This is a genomic window from Limnohabitans sp. T6-20, assembly GCF_003063505.1.
GTDB lineage: Bacteria > Pseudomonadota > Gammaproteobacteria > Burkholderiales > Burkholderiaceae_C > Limnohabitans_A.
This window is the reverse complement of record NZ_NERW01000003.1, coordinates 385,191-400,696: the sequence shown is the minus strand read 5'-3', so window position 1 is coordinate 400,696 and position 15,506 is coordinate 385,191. Positions and strand designations below refer to the sequence as shown.

The window sequence follows — 15,506 nt, the reverse complement described above, 5'->3', positions numbered from 1 at the left end:
TGTTTATGCGTTGTGTTTCGCTGCATCGAGGCAGTTGCCCACGTTCCAGCCGTACAGCCATTCCATGGCATCATAAAAGCGCTCTGCGCCCCGGCCGCGCCACAGGTCATTGCGCACCAATCGCTCCACGCCTTTTGCGTGGTAGATGCGGCCCATCTCGCGGCTCGACAGCACAATGCGGGCCGTGCGGGCCACGCGGGCGCGCTGGTACATGTCCAGCGCTTTCGGCCAGTCGTTCTGGTGCGTGCGCAGGGCTTCGCCCAAAGTGACGGCGTCTTCCATGGCCATGCAGGCGCCTTGGGCCATGTATTGGGTGGTGGGGTGCGCGGCGTCACCCAGCAAGCTCACGCGGCCATAGGTCCACTGGCCGATCGGCTCGCGGTCGGCGGTGGCCCAGCGTTTCCAGGTCTTGGGCAGATCGATCAGCTGGCGCGCTTTGGGGCATATGCCTTGGAAGTAGCTTTGCACTTCTTCCTTGCTGCCCTCGGTGACGCCCCATTCTTCTTGCTGGCGGCTGTGGAACGTCACGACCACGTTGTATTGCTCACCGCCGCGCAGGGGGTAATGCACCAAATGGCAGTTAGGGCCGACCCAGATGGCGGCGGCGTTCCATTGCAAGTCGGCTGGAAAGTCTTTTTTGTCCACCACGGCGCGGTACACCACATGGCCGGTGACGCGGGCCGGGTCGCCCACGAACTGCTCGCGCACCACCGATTTCACGCCATCGGCACCAATCAGCGCCACGCCTTTGAAGGCGTTGCCGTTTTGGTCCCACACGGTCACGCTGTGTTCGTCTTGTTCGATGCGCACCGCGCGGGTGTTGGTGTGAAATTCAACTTGCCCCGTTTCCTGTGCACCTTCGAGCAATGACAAATGCACATCGGCGCGGTGAATCACGGCGTAAGGGTTGCCAAAGCGCTGGCGAAATTTTTCATCCGTCGGGATCTTGCCTACCTGGTATTCATCAACAGCGTCGTGCATGACCATGTAGTCGGTATACACAGCGCGGCCCCGGGCCTTGTCACCAATGCCTAAAGCGTCAAAGGCGTGGAAGGCGTTGGGGCCCAACTGGATGCCCGCGCCGATCTCGCCGATCTCGGGGGCTTGTTCCAGCACCGTGACCTGAAAACCCTGACGCACCAGCGCCAGTGCGGCCGCCAGACCGCCAATGCCACCGCCAGCAACGATGACGGGAAGTTGAGATGTCGCTGTACTCATGGGGGCTCCAACCTGTGAACATGAAGAAAGTGGCGAGATTATAAGCATGCATATTAATTTCGCGAAACTGTCTTGTTGCCTCAATTTATTGGGGTAAACCCTATATTCTTTGGCAAGACAAAGGATGCGCCACAGCATCCAGCTGCTGGCGCAGCCACTGCTTGGCCGGGACACAGGGAAACCTCTGTCTTGTTTGACTTTTGGAAAGCACCCAAAGCGACTAGAATTTCCCGACCGCCCGGTTGGTTAATTCCATTGCGCCGGGCTTTGTTCTTTTCAGAAAGCTCCTGCTCATGTCCCAAGTCCTGCAAAGTTTCATCGGTGGCCAATGGATCGGCCAGCAAGGCGCACAAAATCTGCGCAGTGCCATCAACGGCCAGACCGTGGCCCAAACCCATGCCGAGGCCATCGACTTTGGCGATGCGGTGCATTACGCCCGCACCGTGGGCTTGCCCAATCTGCTCAAGCTCGACTTTCAGGAGCGCGCCCAGCGCCTCAAGGCCTTGGCCAAGTACTTGGGTGAGCACAAGGAGCAGCTCTATGCCATCTCGGCCCACACCGGTGCCACGCGTGCCGACAGCTGGGTGGACATCGAAGGCGGCGCAGGCACGCTGTTCGCCTATTCGGGCATGGGCAGCAACGAGCTGCCCAGCGGCAACCTGATCCACGAAGGCCCGGCGTTCCCCTTGGGCAAGAAGGGCGGCTTTGCAGGCACGCACATTCTGGTGCCGCGCGGCGGCATCGCGGTGCACATCAACGCCTTCAACTTCCCCATCTGGGGCCTGCTCGAAAAATTCGCGCCCAGCTTTTTGGCGGGCATGCCCTGCATCGGAAAACCCGCTTCGTCCACCAGCTACCTGACCGAGGCCATGGTGCGCTTGGTGGAGCAATCGGGCATCTTGCCTGCAGGCGCGTTGCAGCTGGTGATTGGCTCCACCGGCGACCTGCTCGACCGCCTGAACGGCCAGGACGTGGTGACGTTTACCGGCTCGGCCGACACTGCCGCCATGCTGCGTGTGCACCCCAATGTGGTCAAGCACAGCATCCCCTTCAACGCCGAAGCCGATTCGCTCAACTGCGCCATCCTCGCGCCCGATGTGACGCCCGATGACGAAGAGTTCGACCTGTTCGTCAAAGAAGTCGCGCGCGAGATGACCGTCAAGGCGGGCCAGAAGTGCACGGCGATCCGCCGCGCTATCGTGCCACGCCAGTACCTGGACGCCGTCGCCGAAAAACTCAAAGCGCGTCTGGCCAAAGTGGTGGTGGGTGATCCGTCCGTCGAGGGCGTGAAGATGGGCGCATTGGCCTCGCATGCGCAGCTAGCCGACGTGGCCGAGCGCGTGGCCTTGCTGCGCCAAAGCGCCGAGTTGGTGTTCGGCGGCGGTGCCGATTTCAATCCGGTGGGGCAGGGCGTCGAAGGCGGTGCCTTCTTCCAACCCACTCTGCTGCTGTGCCAAAAGCCCTTGCAAACCGACAGCGTGCACGATGTGGAAGCCTTTGGCCCGGTCAGCACCCTCATGCCTTACGACGGCATCGACGAAGCCCTGCAACTGGCCGCACGCGGGCAGGGCAGCCTGGTGGGCACGCTGGTCACCAAAGACCCGCAAATCGCCGCCCGCGTCATTCCCGTGGTCGCCGCGCTGCATGGCCGTCTGCACATCCTCGACCGCGAATCGGCGGTCGAATCCACCGGTCACGGCTCGCCGCTGCCACCGCTCAAACACGGCGGCCCTGGCCGCGCGGGTGGTGGTGAAGAGCTGGGCGGCATCCGCGCTGTCAAGCACCTGATGCAACGCACTGCGCTGCAAGGCTCGCCCACCATGATTGCCGCCGTCACCGGCGAGTACATGCGCGGGGCCAAGTTGATCGAGACCGAGGTTCACCCCTTCCGCCGCTACTTTGAAGAGCTGCAAATTGGCGAGAGCTTGCTCACCCACCGCCGCACCGTGGGCGAGGCCGACATCGTTGCCTTTGGTGGCCTGTCGGGTGACTATTTCTACATGCATTTCGACGAGATCGCCGCCAAGGACTCCCCATTCGGCAAGCGCATCGCACACGGCTACTTTGTGCTGTCGGCCGCCGCTGGCTTGTTCGTGTCGCCCGCGCCCGGCCCGGTGCTGGCCAACTATGGTCTGGACACGCTGCGCTTCGTCAAGCCCGTGGGCATTGGCGACACCATCCGGGCGCGCCTGACCGCCAAGCGCAAGATCGACCGCAACAAGAAAGACGCCAATGGCGTGGGTCAGGGCGTGGTCGCTTGGGACGTGGAAGTCACCAACCAGCTGGGCGAAGTGGTGGCCAGCTACGACATCCTGACGCTGGTCGCCAAAAAGGGCTGAGGCACATCCGGGGATAATCTTCGGCATGAGATCTCCTATTGCCGTTGTAGATGTTGACCGTTGCGAAACCTGGACCCGTTACAAGGCCGGGTTGTGCGACAGCTGTGCGGCCAACTGCTGCACCATGCCGGTCGAGGTCAAGATGGCCGACCTGGTGCGCTTGGGGCTGGTGGACCCGTTTGAAGCCGAGAACGAAGACCCCAAGCAAATCGCCAAACGCTTGTCCAAAGCGGGCCATATCGACCATTTCAACTTCAAGAACAGCATCTTCAGCCTGGCGCGTCGCGCCAGTGGTGACTGCCAGTTTCTCGATGCCAAGACGCGCCGTTGCACGGTCTATGACAAGCGTCCCAACACCTGTCGCTTGCACCCGCAAGTCGGGCCGCGCCCCAACCATTGCCCTTACGGAAACAAGGCGCAGTCGCGTTGATCGATGACAACCCGCACCGGTCAATACGCCGAGTTCATATCTCCAGACAAGCACCGATTCCGGGCGTTTGTTGCACACCCATCAAGACCACCCCGAGGTGCCTTGGTCCTCTTGCATGAGATGGATGCAAGATCGGTCAATCGAGTTCACTCGGTCGCACACCACAACCCCATGCCCGGGCTGAGCCAGCGCATCAGGGGGTTGGTCAATGAGCATGCCGCCAGGGGCTATCTTGTCGTTGCGCCCTCGCTGTTTGGACGGGGCCGGGCAGGCCAGGACCATGGGTACAAATACCAGATGACTTCCACAGGCGAGCAATTGTTGAAACCTTTGCAGCCCGTTGATTCAAGCCGCGCGATGGCGGATATTCAGACCGTGGTGGCTTGGGTACAAGCCCAGATGCCTCAGGGCAGAGTGGGCATCATGGGTTTTTGCTGGGGTGGCTTGCTCGCATGGCATGCAGCATGCACCTTGCCGCAAGTTTCTGCGGCTGCTTCGTTTTATGGTGGAGGGATGACTCATCCGGAGGTGCGCAGTTGGCAGCCCATGTGTCCGGTTCTGGTTCATCTGCCCTCAAAAGGCACGTTGATGACGCAAGAGTCCATGGATGAATTTGTGGCTGTACAGCGCGATCAGTTTGAGTCTCACCAACTGACACGCCCTGGTCACATAAGTCCGCTGGTTCAAATCGAGCGGTACGATGCGGCATATGGGTTTGATCATGCTGGCAGCCGACAGCACGATCTGCCTGCGTCGCAAGCGGCCAGACTGAAAAGCTGTTCTTTCTTTGACCGGTACCTCCACGCGTAGACGTTTCAGAAGCCTGCTTCACAAGCTTTCTCGGGAACCAAATGGGTTGGCAATTTGATCACTTCCCTAAGATTCAAAGGCTTTGAATAAAAATAACCCTGTGCTTGTTCACAACCCAGGCTGACCAGTACATCTTTCTGGTATCGGTTTTCGACGCCTTCTGCTGTCACTTCCAACCCCAGAGATCGCGCCAATGCGAGAATGCCGGAGATGATCTTGGTGTTTTCTTCACGCTTCATCCCCGCAATGAAAGACATGTCGATTTTCAATTTTTGAAGGGGCATGCTGGCAAGGCGGGAAAGCGAAGAATAGGACTTGCCGAAATCATCAATGGCGATTCGAACGCCTAAACCCATGATCGCTTGAAGTTGACTGGCCAGCTCCTCCGGACTGAGAGAGAAATCTGTTTCGGTGATTTCCAGAACAAAGCCCTCCAATCCGTTCTCAAGTTCAGATGACAGATGCGAAAGCATCGTGAACAGACGCTTTCCAGACAGCAACTGAGGCGATGAATTCAAGGCGATCGTCGCGTTTGGGAAGTGGGATCGGATCGTTTGACTGTCTTTGACCACTTGGCTGAACAAGCTCTGTGTCAGTGGGTCTATGGCCCCCGATTGCTCTGCCAGAGGTATGAATTCAGCAGGGCTGACCATGCCCAGTTCTTCGTCCTGCCAACGTGCCAGAGCTTCAAAACCGATGATTTTTCCGGTCCGAAGATCCACTTCAGGTTGGTAATGCGGGAAGATTCGACCTTCTCGAATGGCTATGGCCAGCTTGCTGTCGACTTTCGTTTTTCGAGAAGTGGCCGACATCATCTGCGCATTGAGCCATTTGATCTGATTGCGCCCGGAGTCTTTGGCGCTAAGCAGCGCTGTATCGGCATAAACGAGAAGCTCATTGATTGATTCTGAGTGATCGGGAAACAAGGCCGCACCAGCGCTGAATGTGGCAGTGATTTGCACAGTGCCCATGTGGTTGACGGTGAAAACAGCAGGTTTGAATACCAACTTTAGCTTGTTTTGGAAATCAGCGATCGGTTCATGAACATCCAGAACGGCAATGAATTCATCCCCTGAGCGTCGACATAAAAAATTGTCAGCGGGTAATGTGGCCTTGAGATGTTGTGCGATTTGCCGAATCACCTCATCGCCTTGATCATGCCCAAATGTGTCGTTGATGTTTTTGAAGTTATCCAAATCGATGAACAAGATGGCAAAGTGGGCGTCTGCCACTTTTTGCTTGATGTACTCTAGAAATCCTCTGTAATTGGGCAGACCTGTCAATTGGTCTTCGTGGAGAAGATCCTTGAGTTTTTTCTCGGCTTCACGAATCGCCCTGATGTCAGAAAAAACAGAAACATGGCCTTGTCTCATGCCCTGGGCGTCCAGCAAAGTGGACACTGACAGAAGAACCGGCAGCTGTGTTTTCTGCTTGCTTAAAAAGTAGGTTTCACCGCGCCAGGATCCTTGTTTGCGCACGGTTTCGGCAATGATCGACAAATCGACGCCTGTCGAGTCGTAAATGTAGAGTCGGCCAGCCGGTTGGTTGATCAGCTCATCTCGGGTGTAACCGGTCATGTCTGTCAATGCAGCATTGACATCCACCACCAGACCCTGCTTGTTCGTGATCAGAATGGCTTCGGCAGCGGTCTCGAACACCCTGGAGAAGATAGCCTGTTTTTGCGTCGCGAGTCTTTGTTTTTGCAGCATGCTTTGCAAGGCGTTTGAAACCTTGGAAATTTCATCTCCGGTTTTGTCAATACGTGATTCATCGCCGCGCCCTTGAACAGTATCCGAGGCCAGTTGCACAAGGTCGTTGAGCCGCTGAGTGGTGCGTTCGGAAAAAACTCTTGTCCAGCGCTTTAGACCGACAAAAAGCAAGACACCGGATACCAAGGAAACCGCCAGCCCAGACATGACGAACACAAAGGCCGATAAATAGCTTTGCTGAAGTTGGATGTGAATGGCGTAGTTCTTGCCGGCATCGGTCCATGCAAATTTGAATGTTTCGTTGTGTTGGTAAAGATCAGACGCAGTTTCGACAAACGGGGTCAGGCTGTAATTGACTTTGAGATCATCAGGAAAATCCAGTGTGGCGATGATCTTGTCCAGATCGAGGTAGAGCAAAACCACGCCGATGGCGCTGTCCGAGAAATTGGCCATGACAGGCACGCTGGTTGTCAGGAAATAGGATTGTTCAATGGTCGCCAGTCCCAAGTGGGTCTGACTGTCTTCAATTGTTTTCTCGATGTTCGAAAGCAAACCTAAAAGCAAGCCCGAAGTGTTGCCGCTTTGGATGAAAAATCGACCGAGATAATCCAGCAGTTCAAATTGGTAATGTTTATTCTGGTTGGCTTTTTCTAAAAGAGGCAGGAGATACGATCCCCGTCCCTCCGAGTCTGTCAGACCGGTCCAGACCTCGGGCGAATGTGCCAAATCATTGGCTTGTCTGAATGAAGCACTGAGTTCAGCGTCCAGTCGGGTGGATAGCAGCGCCTTGTAGTGCTTGAATTCTTCTTGCTGGTAGAAAAAAATCCCGTAGATGGCCAAGAGCACGCTGATGGATGTGACGCCAAGGATGTAGGTGCTGAACAACCTGAAAACGTCATGGCTGATCTGGGCTTTGAGCGATTTCAATCGGCCCATGTCAGTCTTGCGGAATCAACTGCCCCGAAGGCGTTAATTTGACAAAAAGGACTTGCGATTTGTCCAGGGCGTCATGCCGCTGATTCGTGAAGGGCTTGGGGTAGTGCCTGACGGCACCGTTGAACGCCGGTAATTTCTCCAAGGCATCCCTGATTTTGGGGGGCGATGTGGTCTGCGCGAGCTCGATAGCCTTGGCCAGAAGATGGACCGTGTCATAAGCATGCGCGGCTCCGACAGGACTGGGAATGTCGCTTGTGCTTTTCAGGCCATTGTTTTTCAAGATCCACTCGGCGAGATAAACGGCGCGAGGTCGCTTGTTGTTGATGAACGTGAAGGTCTGGATGAAATCCATCCGAACCATCGCGAGTTCTTCATTTGCCAACTCGTGTAAGGTGCCGCCCACCGCACCCCAATGCGCCACCACAGGCATGCGCATGGGCTGGGCCTGAGCTGCGATTTCCTTGACCAAAATGGCGCCTTCTTTCTCGTTGCCCACAAACAACAAACCTTGTGTGCGCGCGTCCACGCAAGCCCTGTAGTGGTCTTTTAAAGAAGTGTCTCCCCAGTTGTACCAACGTACCACCGTAAATTGGGTTGTCTGTGCCCCAGATTTCGCCTGTATCACCTTCTCAGCGGAGCGGCCCCAGGACGTATTGGGCAAGATGGCACAAGCTTGCTTAACCCTGTATTTTGTAGACAGTCGTTTCATCATCGCTTCGACACCCCAGTCGTCTTTGAGTGAAACGCGAAATGAGTAAGAGGGTTTGTAATCGTGCTCGGTGATGGGGTCCGCTGAACCCCAGACGCTGATCAACGGCATATTCAGTCGGTGCGCCTCAGGCAGCATCTCCACACTGATGGGGCTGTATTTGCCACTTAAAACGGCAACCAGGTCTTTTGTGCCGGCCAGTTGGACAAAATTGTCTTTCCCTCTGGCAGAAACCCCCTTGTTGTCGGTGGTCAGCAGTTTCAAGGGGCGTCCATTCAGAACGCCGCCCTTGGTGTTGACTTCTTCCATGGCAGCCCTGATGCCCCATTCTGTGGCGGTGGCTGAGGTGTTGGTTTTTAAACCATAAGCATCATCGAAGCCGATCCACACGGGTTCGAGTTGTGGGTTGGCAGGGGGTTGTGCGAATGCCTGAGGGGTACAGGCAAAGAGGATGCCTGCGAGGGTGTTGATCGCGGGTTGAAAGCTGCCAGGGCAAGCGCCCCATGATGTCAAAGCATGTTTAGCCATGAAACGTTTTCTTCCATAAAGATGAAATTAACTCTCGGGTAGAGCTGCTCGCTGGGGGCGCTGTGGTGTAGCACCCAGAAAAAAGTTTGCAGATCATGGCGTGGCGCTGTGCCTTGCCGCTGTATTCAAACGTGGCCGCCAGATGGCCGTGGTTTTGCCGCACGGGATGGAGCATCACGCGGCCAACGCCTGGCACGGTCAAGCTGGTCGTTCCCTTTTTAAAAATGTGATGGCTGGATGGCGGCAGGGCCAATTTGCAGCCATCGACGCTGGCATCGACGATGTCAACGGTGATGTCGAATTCGCCATCGTGGGCCGTTGCCGATTCAGCCAGCAAGAAGCGCTCTTCCTTTCTCACCCGCGGGCCTTCAAAGCAAAGCAAGGCTGCCAGACCCAAGGTGACGATGTTCAACAGCGACCAAAACAGGGCAATCGGGAAAAATTCGTCGTGGGGCACCACCGCCAGTTCGGGCACGACATTCAGCAGCAAGCCGAACAAGGTCAATGCCATGCACACCAAAATCATGCCCAGACTGAAAAAATCCACCTGGCGACCATGAACTGCGTCCGAGCCCTTGGGTGTGACTTTGAAGGGTTTGCCAAAAGGTTTGATCAGTGATGCCACCACCGTTGGTCCCAACCTGAAACTGGCGAACACACCCGCGGGCCCGGAGACCAGCGGCGAAAAATGGCCACCGACCAGCCAGCGCATGGCCAGAAAAAACGACAGGAAAACAGGCAGCTGGTAAAACACCATGTCTGCCGCGTCTGTGAAGTGAAAAGGCAGCCAGCCCAAAAGCAAATACGCCAGAGGAATGGCGATCAGCATCAGGCGGACGGCGTATTGCGTGAGCCAGCTGGTGGGGAAAAACAGGATCCTTTGGATGACACTCAGCCCCGGACCGAGAGGGCCTGCTTTGAGGAACAGGGACTGAATGGCCCCGCGGCACCAGCGCTCACGCTGGACGAAGAAGCCTTCGATCGATTCGGCTGCCAAACCCATGCTCAAGCGTTCGTTGAGGTAAATCGTTTGGTACCCCTTGCGCAACATGACCAAGGTGGTCAGCAGATCCTCTGTGATGCTTTGCGTGGGAATGCCGCCAACGGCATCGACTGCTTGGCGACGCATGATGCTGCAAGAGCCGCAGCAAAAGGCGGCTTGCCACGCGTCGCGTGAAGCCGCCATTTGGTCAAAAAACAAGCGCTGCTCGTCAGGGTAGATTTGCATCAAGCCCAGGTTGGTTTGAATCGGGTCCTTGTTGTAGAAGTGTTGGGGCGTTTGCACGATGCCAATGGTCGTGTCGCTGAAAAAGCCCAAGGTGCGCCGGATGAAGTTCTTGGAGGGCACAAAGTCCGCGTCGAACACGGCAATGAACTGGCCCTTGGCATGCGCCAATGCGTGGTTCATGTTCCCGGCCTTGGCGTGCGCGTTGTCGGCTCGGGTCAGGTAGCGCACACCCGTGTCTTCGCAAAACGTCCGTAACCAATCGCGCTTGCCATCGTCCAGCACCCAGACGGTTTTGTTCGGGTAGTCCACGGCGGCGGCGGCCACAATGGTTTTTTCCAGAACGTCCAAGGGCTCGTTGTAAGTGGGAATGAAAATGTCCACCTCAGGCAAAGGGCTGGGCATCTGGTGTTGGTCGGCTTCTTCGCTTCGCGTGTTGGTGCGGCTCATGATCAGCAAGAAAACCGCCACCTCGATGAAGGCCAAAACTTCAATGCCCCAAACGCCCCAAATCCAGGTCTGAGCCCAAGCGCTGTCTTCGTTGTCGGGCCAGACGGTGCTGAACAAACGCCAGGACAGGTACTGCAGGCACAGGAGCGCGGGGATGAGGCACACCATTTGCCGAGTTTTGATTTCGTGGCGTGGCGTGTCCCAAACCAGCAGGAAGAATGCGGCGACCAGCAACAGGGGGATGTAATCCATGTGGGTGTCACATGAGGAAAGAGCTGAGTCGGCTCAGCCACACCGAGGGACGCCATTCACGGGGCACTTTGACGTCCACTTTGCGGCCTGCAAAGCACAAATTCTCTTGGGGTTTGACGAGGTCCGCCGCATTGATTTTGACGAAAATCCGGGCGTCTTTCTTTTCCCGTTGCAGTTGAGCGACCAATGTCGTGTCCTGCAAGTTGTTGCCACTGCCTGTGACGGCATGGATTTGACCCGTGAGCCATGGGGTACTGCCAATCAGGCGGTACTGCACCGGTTTACCGATTTGAAAGGACTCAAGCGATGATTCCGGCACGGCCACATCGAGGAACAGGTTGTCGCAGTTGATCAAATGGGCCAGGTCCGTGCCGATCACGACCTCGGTGCCATTGCTGCCAAATTTGCGCCACAAGACCCCTTGGCTGGGGACATGCATGCGCACCTCGCGGGACATGGCCATGTTGTCCCGCTCCTTGCTGATCTGCCATTGAACATCTGAACTGCGTTGCTCATTTTCGCCCAGGCGTGCAGCAACGTCGGTGATTTGCAGGCGAACGTCATCGAGCCGTTGCTGTGTATACGGAACGTCGTTTCGTCCTTCACCCAAGTAGACAAATTGCGTGACTGCTTGTTTTTCGGTTTCAAGAAGCCGAATTCGCGCCTGGAAAATGTCGAGCCGGCTTTGTGTGACTTCGAGCGCGTATTGCGCGGCTTCGTTTTGGGCTGCAGAGATGAAGTTCTCTTTCAAAAGCAGTGCATTGCGCTGCGCCAGCAATTGTTGTTCGCGGATCAGGCTTTCCTGGGCTTTTTTCTCGGATTTGGCCTGGGCCAGTTGTTCCTCCAGTCGGAGAAACTCGTGCGTGCGGTGGACAGAGACCCGGTTTTGCAAATCCTTTTGCAGTTGCTGCAGATTTTTAAGGTGCAGCTGCAAGCCCAGGCTTCTTTCGGCCAGAGTTTTTTGTTCCACCGCCAGCTCGTTGACAGCACTTTCCTTGAAGCGGGTATTGTTGATCCGGACCAATTCCTCCCCTTGTTCGATGGGCTGACCGGGCATTTTTGAAAATCCGTCCAAGGTGCCTTCGATAGGCGACTTGACCACCACATAGTGGGTATTCACGATGGCGTTGATGCTTTGAAAGCTGGCCAACGCGGGCACGAGCACTACGGCAATGACGAGGGCGATGCCCAAGCCGATGGCACGTTTGGAATTTTTGAATGAGGTGTACATGCCGATGGTGTGAAGTGTTGGGTTCTTGCTTGTCAATGCTTTTTGGCCGGATTCATGACCCGGTAGCACTCGCATGCCCTTGCCTCTAGCATGTGTCTGTTCAAGACGCTCAATTGACCTCGTGAGACTTCTATCAATCCTTCGTGACTCAGTTTTCCAGCGGCTAAAGTGACCGATTCACGGCGTATGCCCAGAATGTCGGCAATTTCCTGGTGTGTGATTTGCAAGACATTGCCTTGGGTCTTGTCCAGGGTGTTCATGATCCAGCGAATGATTTGCTGCTCATTGCTGTGCTTGCTGCTGCACACGGTCGGCATGGCAATTTGCAAAATCATCTGACGCGTGCTTGCCATCCAGATTTTGAGGAATTCACGGTCCTGTGCCAACTCGGACTGAAAAACTTCCAGCGGCAATTTGTAGGCAAAACCTGAAAATTTCACATGAGCTCTGCTGAAATTCTGGTTACCACCCATCACCCCACTGCCGACCATGCCTTCTTTGCCGATCAGCACGATATCGGCCGACGAACCATCCGAGATGTCTATTTGCATGGCGATGATGGCACTCACCGGGAAAAACACGAATTGGATCGTTTCATGAGGCCTGAAAATCAATTGCCCGGCCTCAAGGCAAATAAGCTGAAAGTACGAAGCCAGTTTTTCGTACTTTTCGTGACTTAACTTTTCTATCATCAGGTTATTTGATGGACTTAGCATTTTTGCGTCCTTTGTTACAACTGATGTTTACTGTAATTTTTCATCACTATTTTTTGTGTTCGTTATCGAACATTATGGACGTGATGTTCGCCACCGGGGGCATTTGATGATTTTTTTAATTAAGAAATGTCATGCTCATTTGTCTGTTGATGTTGACAATCATTGGGTTGTCAGAATGAAAACAGCCTCCCGACTTTGCAGTCGGGAGGCTTTGCAGCTTGTGGAGGCTGAGGGATTTACATCGTGTCGATGAAGCTGCGCAGCTTGTCGCTGCGGCTGGGGTGCTTGAGCTTGCGCAGCGCCTTGGCTTCGATCTGGCGGATGCGTTCGCGGGTCACGTCGAACTGCTTGCCCACTTCTTCCAGCGTGTGGTCAGTGGACATCTCGATGCCGAAACGCATGCGCAGCACTTTGGCTTCGCGGGGCGTCAGGCTGTCCAGGATGTCCTTGACCACGTCGCGCAGACCGGCTTGCAGGGCCGCATCGATGGGCGCAGTGTGCGTGCTGTCTTCGATGAAGTCACCCAGGTGGCTGTCGTCGTCGTCACCGATCGGCGTTTCCATGGAGATCGGCTCTTTGGCGATCTTCATGATCTTGCGGATCTTGTCTTCCGGGATTTCCATCTTCTCGGCCAGGATGGAGGCATCGGGCTCGAAGCCGAATTCCTGCAAGTGCTGACGCGAGATGCGGTTCATCTTGTTGATCGTTTCGATCATGTGCACCGGGATACGGATCGTGCGGGCCTGGTCCGCGATCGAGCGGGTGATCGCCTGACGAATCCACCAGGTGGCGTAGGTCGAGAACTTGTAGCCACGGCGGTATTCGAACTTGTCTACCGCCTTCATCAGGCCGATGTTGCCTTCCTGGATCAAGTCGAGGAATTGCAGACCGCGGTTGGTGTACTTTTTGGCGATCGAGATCACCAGGCGCAAGTTGGCCTCGATCATCTCTTTCTTGGCATCGCGTGACGAGCGCTCACCGGCGTTCATGCGCTTGTTGATGTCTTTCAGCTCGTCGAGTGGCACCACCACTTGCGATTGCAGGTCCATCAGTTTTTGCTGCAGGTCTTGCACAGGCGGGATGTTGCGACCCATGACGGCGCTCCAGCTCTTGCCTGCCGCAGCTTGTTTCTCAATCCACTTGAGGTTGAGCAACTGCGACTCCACGCGCTTGCCGTTTTTGTCACGACCGCTGAAGTCGGCAATAAACTGCTCTTGCGGGTAACCACATTTGTCCACGATGATGCGGCGCAGTTCGCGCTCTTTCTTGCGCACATCGTCCACCTGGCCGCGCACCATGTCGCACAGCTTTTCGATGGTCTTGGCGGTGAAGCGGATGGTCATCAGCTCTTCGGACAAGGCGGTTTGAACCTTGACGTAGGCCGGCGTGCCCCAGCCTTCCTTGTCGTACACCTTGTGCACTTTTTCGAAGTATTCGGTGATGCGGTCAAAGCGTTCCAGGGCCTGATTTTTCAGCTCTTCGAGCTTCTTGGTCAGGGCTTTGGAGCCGCCTTTGCCATCGTCGTCGTCGGCTTCGTCGAATTCATCGAAGTCTTCTTCGGCCACGTAGTCGTCGGCTTCGTTCAGGTTGGCGAAACCATCCACCACGGTGGAGATGACGACTTTGCCTTCACGGATTTCGTTGGCCATGCGCAGAATTTCGGCGATGGTGGCGGGCGATGCGCTGATCGCAGCCATCATGTCCATCAAGCCGCCTTCGATGCGCTTGGCAATCTCGATCTCGCCTTCGCGGGTCAGCAGTTCCACGGTGCCCATCTCGCGCATGTACATGCGCACGGGGTCGGTGGTGCGGCCGAATTCGCTGTCCACGGTAGACAGGGCGGCTTCGGCGGCTTCTTCGGCTTCTTCTTCGGTCGAGCCGGTGGGCGCGTTGTCCGTGATGATCAGGCTCTCGGCGTCAGGCGTTTGCTCGTACACAGCCACACCCAGGTCGTTCAGGGTGGCGATCACCACTTCAAGGGTTTCGGCATCGACCAGCTTGTCGGGCAAGTGGTCGCTGATTTCGCCATTCGTCAGGTAGCCACGGGTCTTGCCCAGCTTGATCAGGGCTTTCAGGCGGTCGCGGCGCTGCTTCATTTCGGCTTCGGTCAGGACGGTTTCGTCCAGGCCAAATTCCTTCATCAAGGCGCGTTCTTTGGCCTTGCTGATCTTCATGCGCAGGGGCTTGACCTTTTCAGCGGTCTCGGAGCCCGCTTCGACGACCGGCTCGCCTTCGAGGTCGGCTTCGATGTCCAGATCATCGTCCATGCTGGGCTCGGCGATGCTGCCTTTTTTCTTGGGGCCGCGCTTGGCCCCGGTCACGGCTTTTTTCGCCGCAGGCTTTTTGTCTGCCGCCGGTGCGGCAGCTTTGGCGGTTTTCTTCACTTCCACTTCAGCCACGGCCTCTTTGGCTTTGGCGGCGGGTTTTTTAACGATCACTTCAGATTTCTTGGCGGGCACGGAGGCGGCTTTCTTCACAGGCAGGACAGGAGTCGCCCGGGTGGCCGTTGCTTTGACCGTGCTGGAAACTGCCTTGGTTGCCGGTTTGGCAGCCACAGGGGTTGGCACTTTGGCCTTGCTCACCACGGGGGCGGGCTTTTTGGCGGGTGCTTTGGCAGTCACTTTGCTTGCTGCTTTGGCCTTGGCGACGGGCGCGGGGGCTTTTTTGGCAGCGGCGGTTTTGGCAACGATTTTGGATTTGGCAGGGGCCTGGGCAGGCTTCTTCGACTTTTGAGCAGGCATGAACACCTCAGAACATCAAAACAGACAAGGAAACGGACACAGTCAGCGCCAAATACATCCCGGCGCGGGCTTGTAGGACACAAATCAACACCCTATATGGGCGTCAAATTTGCAATGGCAAGATGGTGGGCGAACATTTGGAATGCAGTCCTTGCGGAACGGTGACCGGCCCGCATGGGGGCGTCGCGCTGATGGCGGTGGTCTAGCCGGAG

General features: G+C 56.2%; 10 protein-coding genes. 3 read left to right on the top strand and 7 right to left on the bottom strand.

Going from position 1 to position 15,506, the window contains the following annotated elements:
* Positions 1-3: 3 nt before the first annotated feature.
* Entirely contained in the window at positions 4-1,218 is a 1,215-nt protein-coding gene (locus B9Z33_RS12590) for a 3-hydroxybenzoate 6-monooxygenase (protein ID WP_108287374.1), read from the bottom strand.
* Positions 1,219-1,511: 293 nt separating this feature from the next.
* Between B9Z33_RS12590 and paaZ the strand changes: the two genes are divergently transcribed.
* The 3 genes from paaZ to B9Z33_RS12575 all read left to right on the top strand — a co-directional run bounded on the left by paaZ (position 1,512) and on the right by B9Z33_RS12575 (position 4,797).
* Positions 1,512-3,557: a phenylacetic acid degradation bifunctional protein PaaZ gene (gene paaZ / locus B9Z33_RS12585; RefSeq protein ID WP_108287373.1), complete on the top strand. Its 2,046-nt coding sequence runs from the start codon at positions 1,512-1,514 to the stop codon at positions 3,555-3,557.
* Positions 3,558-3,582: 25 nt separating this feature from the next.
* Entirely contained in the window at positions 3,583-3,987 is a 405-nt protein-coding gene (locus B9Z33_RS12580) for a YkgJ family cysteine cluster protein (RefSeq protein ID WP_108287372.1), read from the top strand.
* 171 nt (positions 3,988-4,158) lie between these two features.
* Positions 4,159-4,797: a dienelactone hydrolase family protein gene (locus B9Z33_RS12575; RefSeq protein WP_233252825.1), complete on the top strand. Its 639-nt coding sequence runs from the start codon at positions 4,159-4,161 to the stop codon at positions 4,795-4,797.
* Positions 4,798-4,802: 5 nt separating this feature from the next.
* Here B9Z33_RS12575 and B9Z33_RS12570 read toward each other — a convergent pair whose 3' ends face one another.
* From B9Z33_RS12570 to rpoD, 6 genes are all read right to left on the bottom strand, one after another.
* On the bottom strand, positions 4,803-7,442 hold the full coding sequence (locus B9Z33_RS12570; RefSeq protein ID WP_108287370.1) for a bifunctional diguanylate cyclase/phosphodiesterase: 2,640 nt from the start codon (positions 7,440-7,442) through the stop codon (positions 4,803-4,805).
* 1 nt (position 7,443) lies between these two features.
* Positions 7,444-8,679: an ABC transporter substrate-binding protein gene (locus B9Z33_RS12565; protein ID WP_108287369.1), complete on the bottom strand. Its 1,236-nt coding sequence runs from the start codon at positions 8,677-8,679 to the stop codon at positions 7,444-7,446.
* Positions 8,672-10,606: a glycosyltransferase gene (locus tag B9Z33_RS12560; RefSeq protein ID WP_108287368.1), complete on the bottom strand. Its 1,935-nt coding sequence runs from the start codon at positions 10,604-10,606 to the stop codon at positions 8,672-8,674. Before B9Z33_RS12560 ends, B9Z33_RS12565 begins: the two co-directional genes overlap by 8 nt.
* A gap of 7 nt (positions 10,607-10,613) precedes the next feature.
* Complete coding sequence (locus B9Z33_RS12555; RefSeq protein ID WP_108287367.1) at positions 10,614-11,837, bottom strand: HlyD family efflux transporter periplasmic adaptor subunit; 1,224 nt, start codon at positions 11,835-11,837, stop codon at positions 10,614-10,616.
* Positions 11,838-11,869: 32 nt separating this feature from the next.
* Positions 11,870-12,553, bottom strand: coding sequence for a Crp/Fnr family transcriptional regulator (locus B9Z33_RS12550; RefSeq protein WP_108287366.1), 684 nt, complete (start codon positions 12,551-12,553; stop codon positions 11,870-11,872).
* Positions 12,554-12,789: 236 nt separating this feature from the next.
* Complete coding sequence (rpoD, locus tag B9Z33_RS12545) at positions 12,790-15,294, bottom strand: RNA polymerase sigma factor RpoD (RefSeq protein ID WP_199220348.1); 2,505 nt, start codon at positions 15,292-15,294, stop codon at positions 12,790-12,792.
* Positions 15,295-15,506 lie beyond the last annotated feature (212 nt).

What these genes read in the sequence shown, in the direction of transcription:
- paaZ (WP_108287373.1), top strand. Translation starts at nt 1,512, where the DNA reads ATGTCCCAAGTCCTGCAAAGTTTCATCGGTGGCCAATGGATCGGCCAG.
- B9Z33_RS12565 (WP_108287369.1), bottom strand. Translation starts at nt 8,679, where the DNA reads ATGGCTAAACATGCTTTGACATCATGGGGCGCTTGCCCTGGCAGCTTT.
- B9Z33_RS12560 (WP_108287368.1), bottom strand. Translation starts at nt 10,606, where the DNA reads ATGGATTACATCCCCCTGTTGCTGGTCGCCGCATTCTTCCTGCTGGTT.
- B9Z33_RS12580 (WP_108287372.1), top strand. Translation starts at nt 3,583, where the DNA reads ATGAGATCTCCTATTGCCGTTGTAGATGTTGACCGTTGCGAAACCTGG.
- B9Z33_RS12570 (WP_108287370.1), bottom strand. Translation starts at nt 7,442, where the DNA reads ATGGGCCGATTGAAATCGCTCAAAGCCCAGATCAGCCATGACGTTTTC.
- B9Z33_RS12575 (WP_233252825.1), top strand. Translation starts at nt 4,159, where the DNA reads ATGCCCGGGCTGAGCCAGCGCATCAGGGGGTTGGTCAATGAGCATGCC.
- B9Z33_RS12590 (WP_108287374.1), bottom strand. Translation starts at nt 1,218, where the DNA reads ATGAGTACAGCGACATCTCAACTTCCCGTCATCGTTGCTGGCGGTGGC.
- B9Z33_RS12550 (WP_108287366.1), bottom strand. Translation starts at nt 12,553, where the DNA reads ATGCTAAGTCCATCAAATAACCTGATGATAGAAAAGTTAAGTCACGAA.
- rpoD (WP_199220348.1), bottom strand. Translation starts at nt 15,294, where the DNA reads ATGCCTGCTCAAAAGTCGAAGAAGCCTGCCCAGGCCCCTGCCAAATCC.
- B9Z33_RS12555 (WP_108287367.1), bottom strand. Translation starts at nt 11,837, where the DNA reads ATGTACACCTCATTCAAAAATTCCAAACGTGCCATCGGCTTGGGCATC.